The sequence below is a fragment of the Actinomadura luteofluorescens genome (assembly GCF_013409365.1).
GTDB classification, from domain to species: Bacteria; Actinomycetota; Actinomycetes; order Streptosporangiales; family Streptosporangiaceae; genus Spirillospora; species Spirillospora luteofluorescens.
Map to the genome: position 1 here is coordinate 7,114,448 of NZ_JACCBA010000001.1, position 17,168 is coordinate 7,131,615.

The window sequence follows — 17,168 nt, forward strand, 5'->3', positions numbered from 1 at the left end:
CCTCCGAATGATCCAGAAGCGCCTCTCGACCTTCGCGGGGCTGCCCGTCCACACCTTCGACGGCGAGCCGGACGGCCCGCTGCCGGAGCCGGGGGACGTGGCCTGGGGCGTCTACCACCACGTCCACGACAACGGCGTGTGGGGCGCGGAGGTCCCCGCGAACCTCGACCTCCTTCTGGAGACGGTCGACACCGCCCAGGTCACCCATCTCGTCATCGGCTTCTGGGGGTTCACCCGCGAGGAGTTCGACCCGGTGGGGTGGCTGGTGGACCACGCCGGGCGGTTCCCCCGCCTGCGCGCGCTGTTCTTCGGCGACATCCTCGACTGGGAATGCCACATCTCCTGGATCCAGAACGGCGACATCTCGCCGCTGTTCGACGCCTACCCGGGGCTGGAGCACTTCGAGATCCGCGGCGCGTCCGACCTGCGGTTCGAGCCGCTGCGGCACGAGCGGCTGAAGGCGCTGCGGATCGAGTCCGGCGGGCTGCCGGCCGAGGTCGTGCGGGCCGTCGCGGGCGGCGAGCTGCCCGCGCTGGAGCACCTGGACCTGTGGATCGGTTCGGACATGCACGGCGGATCGTCCTCGCCCGATGACTACGCGCCCATCCTCACCGGCGAGCGGTTCCCTTCGCTGAAGCACCTCGGCCTGGAGAACGGCCCGTTCCAGGACGAGCTGGCGGAGGCCCTGGCGAGCGCCCCGGTCGTCGCCCGGCTGGAGTCGCTCAGCCTGGCCATGGGGATGCTGTCCGATCGTGGAGCGGAGGCGCTGCTGTCCGGGCAGCCCCTCACCCACCTGCGCAGCCTCGACCTGCACCACGCGTTCCTGAGCGAGCCGATGGCCGAACGCCTTCAGGCGGCTTTGCCCGGCGTCGAGCTCGACCTTGAGGACGCGCTGGGCGAGGCGTCATGGGTGGGCCAGGAATGGGCCTTCAGCGACTCCTACGTCGCGGTGGCGGAATGACGCTCGCGGTGGTCGGCACGCCCGGCGACCGGCGACCCGCGCTGTTCGCCGCGGCGTGCCGGTCCGCCGGGCTGCCCGAGCCGCGGCTCGTCCCGTGGACGGACGTGCTGCGCGGCGCGCCGCTCACCTTCGGCGCCGGCGAGAGGGTCCGCGTCGACTCGCCCGGCGAGGATCCCGAGGCCGACGCGCTGCTGCGCGGCCCCGGCCCGCCCGAGCGGGTCGGCGGCGGGGCGCGCTGGCACCGGACGTTCACGGCGGCGCTGCGGCGGCTGTCGGCGTCGGCGTCGGCGTCCGGCGCCCGCTTCCTCGGCGACGTCGAGGAGATCGCGGTCATGTTCGACAAGCGGCTCACCCACGCCCGCCTGCTTTGCGCGGGTGTGCCCGTCCCGGCCGCTCTGCCCGAGGTCAACGGGTATGCGGCACTCCGTTCCCGGATGGACGAGGCGGGCGAGCGGAGGGTGTTCGTGAAGCCGGCGCACGGCTCCTCGGCCTCCGGGGTGGTCGCGCTCCAGACCGCCCCGGGCCGTGTGCGGGCCGTGACGTCGGCGTCCCTGACCGGTGACCGGCTGCTCAACTCGCTGCGCGTCCGCTCCTACGAGTCCGAGGAGGAGGTCGCGACGCTGGTCGGCCTGCTCGCGCCGGACGGCCTGCACGTCGAGCGTTGGCTGCCCAAGGCGACGCTCGGCGGGCGCGTGTTCGACCTGCGGGTCGTCGTCATCGGAGGCGAGCCCACGCACGTGGTCGTCCGGACCAGCCGGACCCCGATGACGAACCTGCACCTGGGCGGTGCCAGGGGTGACCTGGGAGCGGTGCGGCGCGCGCTCGGCGAGGACGGTTGGAAGCGCGCCATGGACGTGTGCGCGCGGGCCGCCGCGTGCTTTCCGGGCAGCCCGATGGTCGGCGTCGACCTGCTCGTGGGATTCGGGTTGAAGCGGTTCGCGGTGTGCGAGGTGAACGCCTTCGGCGACCTGCTTCCGGGCCTGACCGGCCTGCCCGGAAGTTCCGGCGAGGGCCTGGACACCTACGGCGCCCAGGTCAGGGCGATGGTGCAGGCATGCACGACATGAACACGGTGCAGACATGCACGACATGAACGAAGTCATCGGCAGCCACGACGTGCTGCTGGTGACCCTCGACACTCTGCGCTACGACGTGGCCGCCGAACTGGCCGCCGCGGGGGAGACCCCCACCCTCACCGGGCTGCTCCCGGAAGGCCGCTGGGAGCGCCGCCACACGCCCGGCAGCTTCACCTACGCCGCGCACGCGGCGATGCTGGCGGGCTTCCTGCCCACGCCCGCGTCGCCCGGCCCGCATCCGCGCCTGTTCGCCGGCGCCTTCCCGGGCAGCGAGACCACCGCCGCCGGCACCTGGACGTTCGACGCCGCCGACCTGCCGGGGGGCCTTGCAGCCGCGGGCTACCACACGGTCTGCGTGGGCGGCGTCGGGTTCTTCAACAAGCTGACGCCGCTCGGATCGGCGCTCCCGTCGCTCTTCGCCGAGAGCCACTGGGAGCGCGGGTTCGGCGTGACCGACCCGGAGTCGCTGCCCAACCAGATCGACCGGATCGCCGAAGTCATGGCGCGGCTGCCTGCCGAACGCCGCCTGTTCCTGCTGCTGAACGTCGCGTCCCTGCACCAGCCCAACTGGTTCTACCTGGACGGCGCCACACGCTCGCACGGTGACACCCGCGCGACCCACGCCGCCGCCCTCCGCCATGTGGACGCGCACATCGGCAGGTTGTTCGGGCTGATGCGCCGCCCGTGCTTCGTCATCGTCTGCTCCGACCACGGGACGGCGTACGGCGAGGCCGGCCACACGGGCCACCGCATCGGCCACGAAGTCGTCTGGACCGTTCCGTACGGGGAGTTCGTTCTTTCGTGAATCCATACCAGGCGTACGTGTACGCCTACCCGCACAAGACCGCCTACCGTCCGCTGCGGCCCGCACCCGGGTTGCGGGACGTGTGGGCGGGGGAGTCGCTCGACGCGCTCTTCCTGTACCTGCACGTCCCCTTCTGCGAGATGAGGTGCGGCTTCTGCAACCTCTTCACCCGCACCGGCGCGCCCGAAGAGCTGACCGGCGCCTACCTGGACGCGCTCGACCGCCAGGCGACCGCCGCCCTGGACGCCCTGGACGGCGCCGCCTTCGCCACCGCGGCCTTCGGCGGAGGAACGCCGACCTACTTCACCGCGTCCGAACTGGAACGGCTCTGCGGCATCGCCGGACGGTTCCCCGGGTTCGGGTCGATACCGCTAGGCGTGGAAACGTCCCCGGCGACCGCCACCACCGACCGGCTGGCCGTCCTCGCCGACCACGGAACCACGCGCGTCTCCATCGGCGTGCAGAGCTTCCTGGACGAGGAGGCACGCGCGGCCGTCAGACCGCAGAAACGCGCCGAAGTGGAGGCCGCGCTGGACCGCATCCGCGCCGCGGGGTTCCCGATCCTCAACATCGACCTCATCTACGGCATCGACGGTCAGACGCCCGCGACGTGGCTGCACTCCCTGAACGCCGCTCTCACGTGGCGTCCGGAGGAGATCTACCTGTACCCGCTCTACGTCCGCCCGCTGACCGGCCTCGGACGCCGCGCCCAAGACTGGGACGACCAGCGCCTCATGCTCTACCGGCTCGGTCGCGACCACCTTCTTGGCGAAGGCTACGAGCAGGTGTCGATGCGGATGTTCCGGCTGCCGTCCTCAGGTGCGGGCGGCACGGAGTACTGCTGCCAGACGGACGGCATGGTCGGCCTGGGCTGCGGAGCACGCTCCTACACCTCCCGCCTCCACTACTCCTTCGAGTACGCGGTCGGAGCCGGGCAGGTGCGGTCCATCATCGACGACTACGTGCGCGAGACCGACTTCACCACCGCCCGGGTCGGCTTCTCACTGGACGACGACGAACGCCGCAGGCGACATCTCGTCCAGTCACTTCTGCAAGCGACCGGTCTTGACCTGGGCACCTACCGCGCGCGCTTCGGAAGCGACCCGATGGACGACTATCCCGCCGACCTGAAGCCGTTCGCTGAGCGTGGATGGCTGGAGACCTCTGAGGACGTCCTCCGGTTGACCCCCGAGGGGCTCGCCTACTCGGACGCCATCGGCCCGGCACTGTTCTCGTCCCGCGTGCAGGCGCTGATGGCGTCCTACGAGGCGCGGTGATGGACCATCTGACGATCCTCTACCGGGGTCCGCTGGCCAGCTGCGACTACGACTGCCCGTACTGCCCGTTCGCCAAGCGCCGCGACACCCCGGAACAGCTCCGCGCCGACCGCGCCGCGCTCGAACGCTTCACGGAGTGGGTGTCGGGCTGCGGCCACCGCGTCTCGGTCCTGTTCACGCCATGGGGCGAAGGGCTCGTCCGCTCCTGGTACCGGCGCGCCCTCATCGACCTCAGCCACCTTCCGCATGTGGAACGGGTCGCGATCCAGACGAACCTCAGCCACCGCGTGTCGTGGACGGCGGACGCCGACCCCACACGGTTGGCGCTGTGGGCGACCTATCACCCCGGCCAGGTCCCGTACGAGCGGTTCCTGGGCAAATGCCTGGACCTCTCTGCGCGGGGGATCCGGTTCAGCGTCGGCATCGTCGGCCAGCCGGAGCACCTCGATGCCGCCCGCAGGCTCCGCGCGGACCTTCCCTCCGGAACGTACCTCTGGGTCAACGCGGCCGAGGGGCGCACCTACGACGACGCCGAGGCCGCCTCCTGGGCCGAGATCGACCCGCTGTTCCCCGTGAGCCGCCACCCGCACGCGAGCCGCGGCCTCCCCTGCCGGACGGGCGACACGGTCATCTCAGTCGACGGCGACGGGACGGTCCGCCGCTGCCACTTCGTCCCGTCCGTCCTGGGCAACCTCTACGACGGCTCGTTCCGGAACGCCCTGGCGCCCCGCCCGTGCCCTCTCGACACGTGCGACTGCCACATCGGCTACGTCCACCTCGAACCCCTCGGCCTCTACGACACCTTCGCCGACGGCATCCTCGAACGGATCCCAGCCCTGTTCGGCAAGCCCTGACCACCGTCCAGGCCGCGGATCAGAGCGCCCGGCCCTGATCCGCGGCCTGGCCCTGCCCGCTCTGCCGCTCTGGATCGCCGTTGTAGCGGCCGGCGAGTTCGGCGCCGATCCGGGCGAGTTCCCGCTGGACGGCAGGCGGCTCGACGACGTCGAGCAGCGCGCCCCACCCGGCGAGGTGGCGGGCGATGTCCAGCGGGGTCGGGGCGGCGACACGGACCCGGACGCGCCCGCGACCGGCCTCACCGTCGGTGCGGCAATGCCGTCCGAACTGGTCGCGCAGGACGGGCACGAACCGCTCCTCGACGAGCACCGTCGCCCACGTGCGCGAACGCCGCCTCTCGATCTCGTCGGCGACCTCCTGCCAGGCGGCGGCGAGGGTGAAGTCGTCGGGGCGTTCGGCGGGGAGGGCGGTCGGCTCGGCCCGGGTGATCCGGTCGACGCGGAAGGTCCGCCGCCCTCGCCCGGTGTCCGCCAGCAGGTACCAGACGTCGTCCTTGTCGATCAGGCCCCACGGGTCGACCAGCCGTTCCGCCGGGTCTCCGGTGCGGCCGGCGTAGGTCAGGCGGATCTTGAGGCGGCGGATCACGGCGGTCTGCAGCAGGTCGACCATCGCGGGCCGGGGACGGTCCCGCTCGCCCCACCGGACGGGGTCGACGATCGTCGCGTCCAGGGCCGCCTCGGCGTCGGTGCGGAACGTCCTCGGCAGGGCGCCCAGGAGCTTGCGCAACGCCGCTCTGGCCTCGGGTGACACCGCGGCGGCGGGACCGGCCTGCAGGAAGAGCGCCTGCGCCTCGGACGCCGTGAGGCCGCTGAGGTCGGTGCGGGCGCCGCCGACCAGCTGCCAGCCGCCACCGCGACCCGGCTGCGGATAGACCGGGACCCCGGCCGACGCGAGCGCCTCCAGGTCTCGGCGGGCGGTCGCCACCGACACCTGGAGCTCGGCCGCCAGCTCGGCCGCGGTCACCCGGCCGCGGACCTGCATCAGCAGCAGGACGGCGACGAGACGGTCAGCGCGCATGAATCCAGATCATCCGACAAAGTGCTCAGAAGATGAGCACTTTACCCGGAACCATGGGTGTCACCGCCCAACGAGAGGGAACCGCCGATGCCGCCAGCAGATCGTGGACCGATGATGCATTTCGCGGACGCCGCCGAGTGGGAGGCCTGGCTGGCCGAGCATCACGAGAGCGGGGAGGGCGCCTGGCTGAAGATCGCCAAGAAGGGGGCGGGCACCGCCTCCGTCACGATCACGCAGGCGCTGGAGGTCGCGCTGTGCTACGGCTGGATCGACAGCCGGCGCAGGTCCCATGACGAGAACTTCTACCTGCAGCGGTACTCGCGCCGCCGCAGGGGCGGCGCGTGGTCGCGCAAGAACGTCGAGCGCGTGGAGGCGCTGATCGCCGCCGGACGGATGCGACCGCCGGGCCTGGCCGAAGTCGCGGCCGCCCAGGCGGACGGCCGCTGGGCGGCGGCCTACACCGCCCAGCGCGACGCCGAAGTCCCGGCCGACCTGGCGGCCGCGCTGGCGGCCTCCCCACAGGCCGCCGCGCGTTTCGAAGCACTCGACAGAACCACCCGCTACGCCCTGATCCTCCCCCTCCTCAAGGCCCGCACCCCGGCCGGACGCGCCAGCCGCCTCCACAGGACGATCTCCGAACTACGGAACCCATGAACCGCGACCCCGCCCGGACCGGCTTGACCAGGGGAGCGGGCCAGTTAGAGCCCTGGGGTCAGGTCTGCTTCTCGGGGTGGTAGTCGGCCTCGTCCACGCCGAACGTCCACGCGACGCCCGCGCGCGCCGTGCGCGTGTCGGGCGGGACGCGCAGGTAGTAGGTCCGGTGCGTGCCGTCCGGTTCCGGGGTGGAGTTGACCACCTCCACCATGACCACCGGCTCGTCGCCCGGCAGCTCGATCGACCACAGGACGCCCGTCTCGTCCCGGTGCAGGGGACGCGCGCCCGTCTCGGCCAGGTAGCGGTCGTAACCGAAGATCTCCAGCATCACGCGGCGCAGCTCGGCGTTCTGCTCGGAGGAGATGCGGTCCGGCGTCAGACCGGTCAGCGACGCGACGAAGTCGGGCGGGATGGGCATGCCGCGCCAGGCGTGCAGCGCGAATCCGTCCGGATAGCCGAGGGCGGGACCGTCCCCGCGGTGCAGCCGCCCGGGCTCGTCGCGGTACAGCTCGCCCGGCCGCTCCGAGAGGATCGCCAGCCGCTCGTAGGGCCACCACCAGCCGGCCGACCGGGCCACCTCCGCCAGCCCCGCCAGCGGGCCGTCGAGGCGCCCGAGCGATTCGAACAGCGCCAGCCACGGCCCGTCGTGCTGGCCGAGGACGGCGTCGAGCGTGGCCGCGCGCAGCAGCGCCCCGGCCGCGTCCTCCTCCGGGGAGGGCCGCCTGTTCCCCGCCCTGCCGGGCCTGCCCTGCGCCTGTTCGCCGATCGCGCCGCGCACGCGCGTGACCAGCGCCTGCACCTGGCCCCACAGCAGGCCGCCGGTCTCGGCCCACGTGCGCGGCCACTGCTCCGGCCCCTGCTCGGAGCAGGCGGCCGCACGTTCGGCCTCCCAGGGGCGGGTGCGCACGTCCGTCAGGACGCTCGGCCCGGCCTCACCGTCACCGAGGTCGGCGCGGGCCTGTTCGAGCAGTACGTCCAGCCCGGCCTTCTCCAGCGCCTCGCCGTGCCCGGCGATCACGGCGGCCACCGCGGCGCCGCGCGCGGGGGAGGGCACCCACAGGTACCGCTCGGGGGGCCTCAGCCCGGCGGAGGCGTAGGCGGCGGCCACGCCCGCCTCGGCACGGGCGCGGTCGGCCGGCCCGGTGGCGAACGCCGCCGCCTGCCAGTCGCCGACCACGTAATGGGTCTCGCGTACCGTTTCGGTGAGCATCACGTCCCCCTTCTCAGTCGGCCACGACGCGGACGGACCCGGGCACGTACTCGCGCTGCCGGATCACCCGGTACCAGCCCTTGGGCAGCGTGATCGCCGCGTGCTCCTCGTGCACCAGCCGCCCGCCGGAGGGCAGGTGCAGGTGGTCCGGCACGAGCGGGTCGGGGGTGCGCAGCAGCGTGCCGGGCCCGGCCAGCGCGTGCGCGTGCCCGGTGGCCTCGCCGAGGGCGAGCACCATGCGGCCGCGGCCGTCGCGCGGGGACGGCGGCAGCCCGCGCACGGACTGCGGAACCGCCTCCTCGGGCACGGGCAGGATCAGGACGTCTCCCTGTCGGTACATGCGGCGAACGTAACCCCCGCCACCGACAGAACCACCCCCGACAGAACCGCCCCCCGACAGAATCACCCGCCGGTGGGAGCGGTCGGCGGCGGCGGGTGGTCGCCGGTCGGGACGGTGGGCGGGGGAGGGGTCAGAAGCCGCGGGTTCGGCGGGCCGCGGGGCGGGCCCAGCGGCCGGACGCGCTCAGGCCGACGTGCTGGAACGCGCGGACGAGTTCGCCGCCGAGGTTCACTCCGGCGCCGAGGGCGAGCGCCACGGACACCGCTCCGATGAGGCTCAGCACGCCCGCCTGCGGCGAACCGGTGTTGAGCTCGACCATGCCGCGGTAGAGCGCCGTCCCGGGGAGCAGCGGGCCGATGGCGGGGACCACGAACGGCATGACCGGCTCCCCGTGCCTGCGGGCGAGCCAGCTCGCCATCACGCCGACGACGGTGGCGGCCATGGCCGCGGCCAACACGGGTGGAACGTGCCATCCGCGGGCCAGGACGTAGAGCACCCAGATCAGCGCGCCGCCGAGGGCGACGGTGGTCAGCACGTCGCGCGGGGCGGCGAGGGACACCGCGAACGTCAGCGAGATGGCGGCGGCGGCGATGACGGCGACGGGTTCCAGGCTCGCCGACGGGGTGGGCAGGTGCCGGACGTCGATCGGCACGCCCATGCTGACCCCGAGGTACACCACGGCGCCCAGCCCGGCGACGATCGCCGCGATCATGAAGAAGACCTCCAGCACCCGCGCCCCGGCGCTGACGAGGTCGCCGGTGATGCCGTCCTGGATGCTCGCGACCAGCGGACGTCCCGGAAGCAGCGCCAGGATCGAACCGGTGACGATCGTGGCGGCCTGGCCGGGGTTGCCCAGTGCCACCACGATCGCGGCCGCCGCCGCGCCGATCGCGGCGGCCACCGTCAGCTGGAAGAACTCCGCGATGCCCCGGCGCGCCAGCGCGGCGGCCGTGCGGTCGCCCAGCATCGTGGCGACGAACGCGGTGGTCGCCACCAGCGGTCCGCCGCCCGACAGCACGCTGCCCGAGGCGGCGATGAGCCCGAGGGACACCACCAGCAGCCAGGTCGGGTACGGCGGGCCGTGCCTCTTGATCTCCGCGAGCCGCTTGTGGGCCTCGTCCAGTTCGAGCATGCCGATGGACGCGTCCTGGACGAGCTGGTGCAGCGCGGTGAGCCGCCAGTAGGCCGGGGTCCGCCGCCGGATGGAGCGCGCGCTCGTCATCGGCGCCGCGCCCCCTCCCGGATGCGCCGAGACGAGGATGCTCGTCAGTGTGACCTGCACCTCGCACCGGGGGAGTTCGTAGGCCACGCCCAGGCCGAGCATGGCCTCGTTCACGCGCTCGGTGGTCTCGCCGCTGGCGAGGAGGAGTTCGCCGACCCGCAGGACGAGGTCGATGACCCGCGGGTCGACGATCTCGCCGGGCTCGTCCTCGGGCGGTTCGGGGGGCGACCCTTCCATGAGGACCTGCCATGTCCGCCGCAAGCGTTCAGCCGCGCCCATACCCCCGCCGGTGTCCCTTCCCGCCCATGAACTGATCTTGACTGGCAGGCTACCCACCGGCCGGGTGTCCCCAATCCGTGGCCTTCGTCAATCCCTGGCCCGCGCCCCGCCTTATCCACAGAACGTGATTCTGGTGCGGTCCCTTCCGAGGCACTGGTACCAAGGACGCATGAGCTCTTCGGACGGTCTTCGCGACGAGGCCGAGCGGTGCCTGCGCGCCCTCGCCGGTGACCACGCGCGGCTGCGCGACGACCAGTGGACGGCGATCAGCGCGCTCGTCGTGGAGCGGCGGCGCGCCCTCGTCGTCCAGCGGACGGGCTGGGGCAAGTCCGCCGTCTACTTCGTGGCGACCCGGCTGCTGCGCGAGCGCGGCGCCGGGCCGACCGTGATCGTCTCGCCGCTGCTGGCGCTGATGCGCAACCAGATCGACGCCGCCCGCCGGGCGGGCATCGCCGCCCGCACGATCAACTCCTCCAACACCGGCGACTGGGACCAGATCTTCGCCGAGGTCGAGGAGGGCGCGGTCGACGTCCTGCTGGTGAGCCCCGAGCGGCTCAACAACCCCGACTTCCGCGATCTCGTCCTGCCCAAGCTGGCCGCGGGCGCGGGGCTGGTCGTGGTCGACGAGGCGCACTGCATCTCCGACTGGGGGCACGACTTCCGCCCCGACTACCGGCGGCTGCGCACCCTGCTGGCCGAGCTGCCGCCGGGCATCCCGGTGCTCGCCACCACCGCGACGGCCAACGCCCGCGTCACCAAGGACGTCGCCGAGCAGCTCGCCGGCGACGACGCCCTGGTCCTGCGCGGCCCTCTCGAACGCGACTCGCTGCACCTCGCGGTGGTGAACCTTCCCTCCGCCGAGCAGCGCATCGCCTGGCTGGGCGAGCATCTCGGCGACCTCCCGGGCTCCGGCATCATCTACACCCTGACCGTCGCGGCGGCGCACGAGATCACCGGCTGGCTCCGCGACCGCGGGTACGAGGTGGCCGCCTACTCCGGCCAGACCGAGCAGGCCGAGCGGCTCCAGGCCGAGCGTGACCTGCGCGACAACAAGCTCAAGGCCCTCGTCGCCACCAGCGCCCTCGGCATGGGCTTCGACAAGCCCGACCTCGGCTTCATCGTCCACGTGGGCGCCCCGCAGTCCCCGGTGGCCTACTACCAGCAGATCGGACGCGCGGGCCGCGGCGTCGACCGCGCCGAGGTGATCCTGCTCCCCGGCCGGGAGGACCGCGAGATCTGGGCCTACTTCGCGAGCCTCGCCTTCCCGCCTGAGCACATCGTCCGCAGCACGCTCGACGTCCTGGACTCCGCCGACCGTCCCCTCTCCACCACGGCCCTGGAACCGCTGGTCGACCTCAACCGGGCCCGCCTGGAGATGATGCTCAAGGTCCTCGACGTGGACGGCGCCGCGCGCCGCGTCAAGGGCGGCTGGACGTCCACCGGCCAACCCTGGTCCTACGACCGCGAGCGCTACGAGCGCGTCACTGCCGAACGCCGCCGCGAACAGCAGGCGATGCTCGACTACATCACCGCCACCGGCTGCCGTGAGGAGTTCCTGCGCCGCCAGCTCGACGACCCCGCCGCGGCCCCCTGCGGACGCTGCGACAACTGCACGGGCCGCCACTGGCCCACCGACGTCACGCAGGAGAGCGCGACCCGGGCCCGCGACCGCCTGCACCGTCCCGGCGTCGACATCGCCCCCCGCCGCATGTGGCCGACCGGCGTCAAGGACGACCTCGGCGTCTCCGGCCGCATCAAGCCCGAGCTCCAGGCCGAGACGGGCCGTGCCCTCGGCCGTCTCACCGACATCGGCTGGGGCAACCGCTTGCGCGACCTGTTCGCCGGCGGCGACACCGACGTGCCCGCCGACCTGGTCGACGCCGTCGTGCAGGTCCTCGCCGCCTGGGACTGGAAGACCCGCCCCACCGGCGTGGTCACCATCGGCTCCCACTCCCGCCCCCGCCTGGTCACGACGTTCGGGCAGCGCATCGCGCAGATCGGCCGCCTGCCCTACCTGGGCGAGCTCGTCCCGGTCGGGGAGCCCGTCCCGCGCCGCCACAACAGCGCCCAGCGCCTTGCCTCCGTCTGGCACACCCTGACCGTCCCCACCGACCTGGCGGAGGCCCTCGCCGACAACCCGGGCCACATCCTTCTGGTGGACGACCGCATGGAAACCGGCTGGACGATGACCGTGGCCACCCGCCTCCTGAAGGAATCCGGCGCCCAGTCGACCCTCCCCCTGGTCCTGGCGACCCCCAACTGATGGGAGCCGCGTCGGGGCCCGGGTGGGCCCCGACGCGCCGGCCTGGAGGGGGTGTGCCGCCCGCGCGCCCCCGTTGGGCGCGGGCGGGACGTCTTCGGGCCGGCCCGTGCGCGCGGCCCCGCGCACGGGCCGGCGTCCTGCCCCGGCGCCGCGGCGGAGAAGAGCCGCGGCGAACGGGAGACCAGGGCGCCGGGCGGCGGCCCCGGTGGCCGGCACCACCGGGGCGCGCCCGGGAGCGCCGCCGTCCTGGGAGTGGGACGGGTGACGGCGGCGAGGAGCGGCTCGAAGGAAAGTGTTCTAGAGGTTAGAAAACTCTGTCCAGTTGTTTGGGAGAACATCTTGAGATAAGTTCAGGCGGAAATGTCATCATTTCCCGCTTAGTTGGCCCCGCGGCCATTTCCGCGCGGTCCCGGAAGAGGTAGTAATGTCCCTCCCCGTGCCACCGACCCTCGACTCGCTGCTGGAGTGTCCGCCCGGTCTGCTCGACATGACGTTCGACCAGTTGCGGACCCTGCTGGTGGTGCACGAGACGGGGTCGGCGCTGCGGGCGGCGCGGGTGCTGGGCCGCGAGCAGTCGAGCGTCCAGAAGCAGCTCGACACGCTGAACCGCAACAGCCAGGTGCTGTGCGGCGAGGTCCTGACCGTCCGGCAGGGGCGCGGAAAGGACTACCTGTTCACCCCGACGGGGGAGACCACGGTCGAACTGGCGCGGACGACGTTCGGGAAATGGCTGGAGTCCATTCACTGGAGCCGGCGCCGCCTCGGCCGCATGCTGACGGTCGGCACCACCGAGTTCACCCTTCCGATCGTCTCCAGGGCCTGGGACCGGGTCTCGGAGGAGTTCCGGCAGCGCGAGGTCGAGTTCAAGGTCGCCCACGTCCGCACCAAGGACCTGTGGTCGCGGCTGGAGACCCGCCAGGTCGACCTCATCTGCGGCAGCATCGTCAGCACCCCGGAGGGCGACCTGCGCCTCCAGGAGTACGAGGTCATCGAGTACGCCCGGGGCCAGGCGCTGCTGCTCACCAACCTGCCGGAGGCCGAGCTGCCCGGCACGCCGGTGCGCACCAGCCGCCTCGGGCGGATCCCGCTGGTGGTGCCGCCCGCCGGGCTCGTCGCCGACCTGCTCGCCACCTGGTACGGGACGAACTTCCGCGAGCGGCTCAACGTCGTCGCCGACATCGACGACGTGCACTACGGGCTGTCGCTGCTGCGGTCGGGGTTCGTGCGCGGCTGCATGATCGTCACCGGTTCGATCGGGCGGGGCATGGCCGCGCAGGAGGACCCCGACGCCGTCCCGCTGCGCGCGATCGGGCTGCACGACGACCTGGAGCCCAAGGCCGAGCTCATGACGGGCGCCTTCGTGCGCCGCGCCGACCTCGAACGCTACGACGCGGGCCACCCCCTCAACCGCCTCTGGGACGCGGTCAGGGAGGACGTCCGCACCTACACCCCGCTCGCCTGAGCGTCCGCCGAGCCTCGGCCGCCGGACGGGAGGTGCGGACGGCGCCGGGCACGCCGCGGGGCCGGCACCGGCCCTCGCCGCGTCGGCGGCGCCGGGGGTCATCGGCGTACCCCGCGCTGGTAGGTGCGTCCGCGTGCGGCTCGCGCCCGCCGACGCACTGCGGCGCGTCGTCAGCCGACGGCCGCGACCGCTCCGGCGGGGGCCCGCCCTACTTGATCTGGTTGTCCACCACGTCGAGGGTCGGGCGGGCGCCCAGGTGCTGCATGGCGCGGGCGGCCAGGCGGCAGCCCGCGGTGAGGGCGTCGGCCGGCTGCTTGCCGTCGAGCCACGGCGGGAGGAACCCGGCGACGAACGCGTCGCCGGAGCCGGTGCCGTCGATGATCTTCTCGACGGGCTCCGCCGCGACGGTGACCGGCTCGGGCCGGCCGTTGGTGTACCACAGGGCCCCGTCGGCACCGGTCGTGATCACGACCTGCGGGTACCAGGCGGTCAGCACCTTGGCGGCCTGCTCGGGCGTGTCGCGGCCGGTGAGGATCTCGGCCTCCTTGGCGTTGACGACCAGGAGGCGGGCGCCCTGCGTCCACTCCAGGAAGGGCTCGGCGCCCATCCGCTTGAGCGGGGAGGACGAGCCGCCGTCCACGGAGACCGACATCTGCGTCTTGCGGGCGATCTCCAGGGTGTGGATGGCCGCCTTGCGGGACCCCTCGTTGATCAGGGCGTACCCCGACAGGTGCAGATGGGTGCCGCCGGAGAACAGGTCCTTGCAGCGCTCGATGTCCTCCGGCAGGAGGGCGGCGTTGGCGCCGGGATCCGACAGCATCGTCCGGTCGCCCTTGTGGGTGACCATGACCACACAGGTGCCGGTGGGACGTTCCTGGTCCATGACGAGGCGGGCGTCGACGCCGTAGCCCATCAGCTCCATGTCCCGGTTACGGCCGGCGATGTCGGAGCCGCGGCGGCCGACGAATGCGGCGTCGGTCCCCTCCACGGCGAGCCATGCGGCCACGTTGGCGCCGGAGCCGCCACCGTGAGTCGTCACGGCGGCGGGCGTGTCGCTCCCCTTGGCCAGGGGATACGCGGCACGCGCCACGGTGTCTGTCATAAGATCGCCGACCACGACCACGCGCGTCATGGAGTCATCACCTCGATCAACACGGCCCGCGCGAGCGGCAATTCTTGGGCGTGTGGTCGACCGTAACAGCTCCGGAGCCCGGATTAGGTCTCGAACGCGCAGCGAAACCGAGGAAGCCGGTTTTTTCGTCGCGGGGCCGTCACGCATCCGTGCCTTACCCTCGGGTACGTGACCGAGCGTTATCCGGATCAGTGGGAGGCCGACGTCGTCCTCAGCGACGGCGGGACGGCCCATCTGCGTCCCATCCGGCCCGAGGACGCCGATCTCCTGCGCACGTTCCACGCGCGGCTGTCCCCGGAGTCGATCTACTACCGGTTCTTCTCGCCGCGCCCCCAGCTGTCGGACCGCGAGGTCGAGCACTTCACGACCGTCGACTACGACCGGCGCGCCGCGCTGATCGCCACGATCGCGGGGGAGATGGTGGCGGTCGTCCGCTACGACCGGCTCGCCGACCGGCCGGAGACGGCGGAGGTGGCGTTCCTCGTGGAGGACGCGCACCAGGGCCGCGGGCTCGGCGCGGTGCTGCTGGAGCACATCGCGGCGGCGGCGCGGGAGCGGGGGGTGCGCCGGTTCGTGGCGAGCGTCCTGCCGGACAACCGCCGGATGACCCGGGTGTTCCGGGAGGCGGGGTACCGGGCGGAGCAGCGCTTCGAGGAGGGCGTGATCGAGCTCGTCCTCGACCTGGAGCCGACCGACACCTCGCTGGAGGTCATGACGGCGCGCGAGCACCGGGCCGAGTCGCGGTCGATCCAGCGGCTGCTGTTCCCGGGGTCGGTGGCGGTGATCGGGGCGAGCCGGGCCGAGCACAGCGTCGGCCAGACGGTCCTGCGGAACCTGCTCTCCGGGGACTTCAGCGGCCCCGTGTACCCGGTGCACCCGACGGCGGTCGCGGTGGCCGGGGTCCGTGCGTACGCGTCCGTCCTGGAGATCCCGGACGACGTGGACCTCGCGGTCGTGGCGGTGCGGGCAGACGCCGTCCACGAGGTCGTGGAGGAGTGCGCGGGCAAGGGCGTGCGGGGGCTGGTCGTCGTGTCGTCCGGCTTCGGCGAGGTGGGGGAGGAAGGACGGGCGGCCCAGGAGCAACTGGTGCGCCTGGCGCGCGCCTACGGGATGCGGGTCGTCGGCCCCAACTGCCTCGGCATCGCCAACACCGACCCCGACGTGCGGCTGAACGCGACCTTGGCGCCGACCATGCCGGGGCGGGGTCCGGTGGGGTTCTTCTCCCAGTCGGGTGCGCTGGGCATCGCCATCTTGCAGCGGACCGCCGCACGCGGCCTCGGCCTGTCGACGTTCGTCTCGGCGGGGAACCGGGCGGACGTCTCCGGCAACGACCTGATGCAGTACTGGGAGGAGGACCCGGCCACCAGGGCCGTCCTGCTGTACCTGGAGTCGCTGGGCAACCCCCGCAAGTTCGCGCGGCTGGCGCGCAGGCTCGGCCGCCGCAAGCCGATCGTGGCGGTGAAGAGCGGGCGCAGCACGCAGGGCGTCCCGATCGGGCACGCGGCGCGGGCGCTCACCCTGCCCGACCACGCGGTCAGCGCGCTGTTCGAGCAGGCCGGCGTGATCCGGGTGGAGGACCTGGCGGAGCTGTTCGACGTGGCGCAGGTGCTGGCCTACCAGCCGCTCCCGGCCGGCGACCGCATCGCGATCATCGACAACTCCAACTCGCTGGGCCTGCTGGCACAGGACGAGGCCGTCGCGCTCGGCCTGGAGGTCCGGCCCCGCATCGACCTCGGCCCCCGCGCCGACGCCGACGACTACGAGGCCGCCCTCGCCGGGGCGCTGGACGACGACACGGTCGACGCGGTCGTGGCGCTGTTCACGCCCCCGACGATCGGCGGCTACGACCTGCGCGTCCCCGAGCGGATCCTCCGGCTGTCCGCCGAGGGCAGGAAACCGATCGTGGCGACCTATCTCGGCACCGAGGGCATGCCCGCCGACCTGCGCGTCACCGGCCCCGACGGGATGGCGGCGGAGGGCTCAGTGCCGTCCTACACGGCGCCCGAGGACGCCGTCCGGGCGCTGGCGTACGTGATCCGGTACGCGCGGTGGCGGCAGCGTCCCCCCGGCCGCATGCCGGTGTTCGAGAACGTGGACCGCGCCAAGGCGCGCGAGCTGGTCGCCGCGTGGCTGGGCGACGGCGGCCCCGTGGAGGTCGCGCCCGAGCAGGCGGCGGAGCTTCTGGCCTGCTACGGCATCGGGCTCGCCGGCGGGACGGACGGGGTCGCGACCCGCATCGTCGTGAGGGAGGATCCCTCGTTCGGGGCGCTGATCTCCTTCGGGATCGCCGACGAGACCGCCGAGCTGCTGGAGGACCGCGCCTACCGCCTGTCGCCGCTGGCGGACGCGGAGGCGGCGGAGATGATCCGCGCGATCCGCACCGCCCCGCTGCTGCTGGGGCACCGGGGCGCCGATCCGGTGAACCTCGGGGCCCTGGAGGAACTGCTGCTGCGCGCGTCCCGCCTCGGCTACGACCTTCCGGAGGTGGCGCGGCTGGAGCTGAGCCCCGTCATGGTCGGCCCGTCCGGTGTCGCGGTGCGGGCGGTGACGCTCACCTTGCAGCGCCCCCTCGGCCCACGCCCCGAACTGGAGCCGCGCCACCTCTGACCCGGCCC

General features: G+C 73.0%; 14 protein-coding genes. 9 read left to right on the forward strand and 5 right to left on the reverse strand.

The annotated features are described in order from the left end of the window. Positions 1–7 precede the first annotated feature (7 nt). From BJY14_RS33005 to BJY14_RS33025, 5 genes are read left to right on the forward strand one after another with little or no spacing between them, the layout of a single operon-like run. Complete coding sequence (locus tag BJY14_RS33005; RefSeq protein ID WP_179847185.1) at positions 8–961, forward strand: STM4015 family protein; 954 nt, start codon at positions 8–10, stop codon at positions 959–961. Continuing rightward, entirely contained in the window at positions 958–2,028 is a 1,071-nt protein-coding gene (locus tag BJY14_RS33010) for an STM4014 family protein (protein ID WP_179847186.1), read from the forward strand. The genes BJY14_RS33005 and BJY14_RS33010 overlap by 4 nt, the downstream gene beginning before the upstream one ends. A gap of 13 nt (positions 2,029–2,041) precedes the next feature. Further along, positions 2,042–2,842, forward strand: a complete 801-nt coding sequence (locus tag BJY14_RS33015; protein ID WP_179847187.1) for an STM4013/SEN3800 family hydrolase — start codon at positions 2,042–2,044, stop codon at positions 2,840–2,842. Continuing rightward, positions 2,839–4,119: an STM4012 family radical SAM protein gene (locus BJY14_RS33020; protein WP_179847188.1), complete on the forward strand. Its 1,281-nt coding sequence runs from the start codon at positions 2,839–2,841 to the stop codon at positions 4,117–4,119. The genes BJY14_RS33015 and BJY14_RS33020 overlap by 4 nt, the downstream gene beginning before the upstream one ends. Further along, positions 4,119–4,973 (forward strand): STM4011 family radical SAM protein, encoded by an 855-nt coding sequence (locus tag BJY14_RS33025; RefSeq protein ID WP_179847189.1) that lies wholly within the window; start codon positions 4,119–4,121, stop codon positions 4,971–4,973. Before BJY14_RS33020 ends, BJY14_RS33025 begins: the two co-directional genes overlap by 1 nt. 19 nt (positions 4,974–4,992) lie before the next feature. Here BJY14_RS33025 and BJY14_RS33030 read toward each other — a convergent pair whose 3' ends face one another. After that, complete coding sequence (locus tag BJY14_RS33030; RefSeq protein ID WP_179847190.1) at positions 4,993–5,991, reverse strand: helix-turn-helix transcriptional regulator; 999 nt, start codon at positions 5,989–5,991, stop codon at positions 4,993–4,995. A gap of 111 nt (positions 5,992–6,102) precedes the next feature. On the opposite strand from BJY14_RS33030, the gene BJY14_RS46815 reads away from it, so the two are divergent. Next, positions 6,103–6,645, forward strand: a complete 543-nt coding sequence (locus BJY14_RS46815; protein ID WP_218905695.1) for a YdeI/OmpD-associated family protein — start codon at positions 6,103–6,105, stop codon at positions 6,643–6,645. A gap of 58 nt (positions 6,646–6,703) precedes the next feature. On the opposite strand, the gene BJY14_RS33040 is transcribed toward BJY14_RS46815, so the two are convergent. The 3 genes from BJY14_RS33040 to BJY14_RS33050 form a co-directional block, all read right to left on the reverse strand. Then, complete coding sequence (locus BJY14_RS33040; RefSeq protein ID WP_179847192.1) at positions 6,704–7,855, reverse strand: DUF6745 domain-containing protein; 1,152 nt, start codon at positions 7,853–7,855, stop codon at positions 6,704–6,706. 13 nt (positions 7,856–7,868) lie between these two features. After that, positions 7,869–8,195: a DUF8820 family protein gene (locus BJY14_RS33045; RefSeq protein WP_179847193.1), complete on the reverse strand. Its 327-nt coding sequence runs from the start codon at positions 8,193–8,195 to the stop codon at positions 7,869–7,871. A 130-nt stretch (positions 8,196–8,325) separates the two neighbouring features. Further along, the gene (locus tag BJY14_RS33050) at positions 8,326–9,654 is read right to left on the reverse strand and encodes a threonine/serine exporter family protein (protein WP_179847194.1); all 1,329 of its coding nucleotides are present in this window, start codon (positions 9,652–9,654) and stop codon (positions 8,326–8,328) included. 211 nt (positions 9,655–9,865) lie between these two features. On the opposite strand from BJY14_RS33050, the gene BJY14_RS33055 reads away from it, so the two are divergent. Together BJY14_RS33055 and BJY14_RS33060 are read left to right on the forward strand one after the other, a co-directional pair. Next, entirely contained in the window at positions 9,866–11,959 is a 2,094-nt protein-coding gene (locus BJY14_RS33055; protein ID WP_179847195.1) for a RecQ family ATP-dependent DNA helicase, read from the forward strand. A 436-nt stretch (positions 11,960–12,395) separates the two neighbouring features. Further along, positions 12,396–13,421 (forward strand): LysR family transcriptional regulator, encoded by a 1,026-nt coding sequence (locus tag BJY14_RS33060; RefSeq protein WP_218905696.1) that lies wholly within the window; start codon positions 12,396–12,398, stop codon positions 13,419–13,421. Positions 13,422–13,629: 208 nt separating this feature from the next. Here the strand turns inward: BJY14_RS33060 and BJY14_RS33065 are convergent, their stop codons facing one another. Further along, the gene (locus BJY14_RS33065) at positions 13,630–14,553 is read right to left on the reverse strand and encodes a carbohydrate kinase family protein (protein WP_179847196.1); all 924 of its coding nucleotides are present in this window, start codon (positions 14,551–14,553) and stop codon (positions 13,630–13,632) included. A 168-nt stretch (positions 14,554–14,721) separates the two neighbouring features. Here BJY14_RS33065 and BJY14_RS33070 point away from each other — a divergent pair, with 168 nt between their 5' ends. Further along, positions 14,722–17,160, forward strand: coding sequence for a bifunctional acetate--CoA ligase family protein/GNAT family N-acetyltransferase (locus BJY14_RS33070; RefSeq protein ID WP_179847197.1), 2,439 nt, complete (start codon positions 14,722–14,724; stop codon positions 17,158–17,160). Positions 17,161–17,168: the final 8 nt, after the last annotated feature.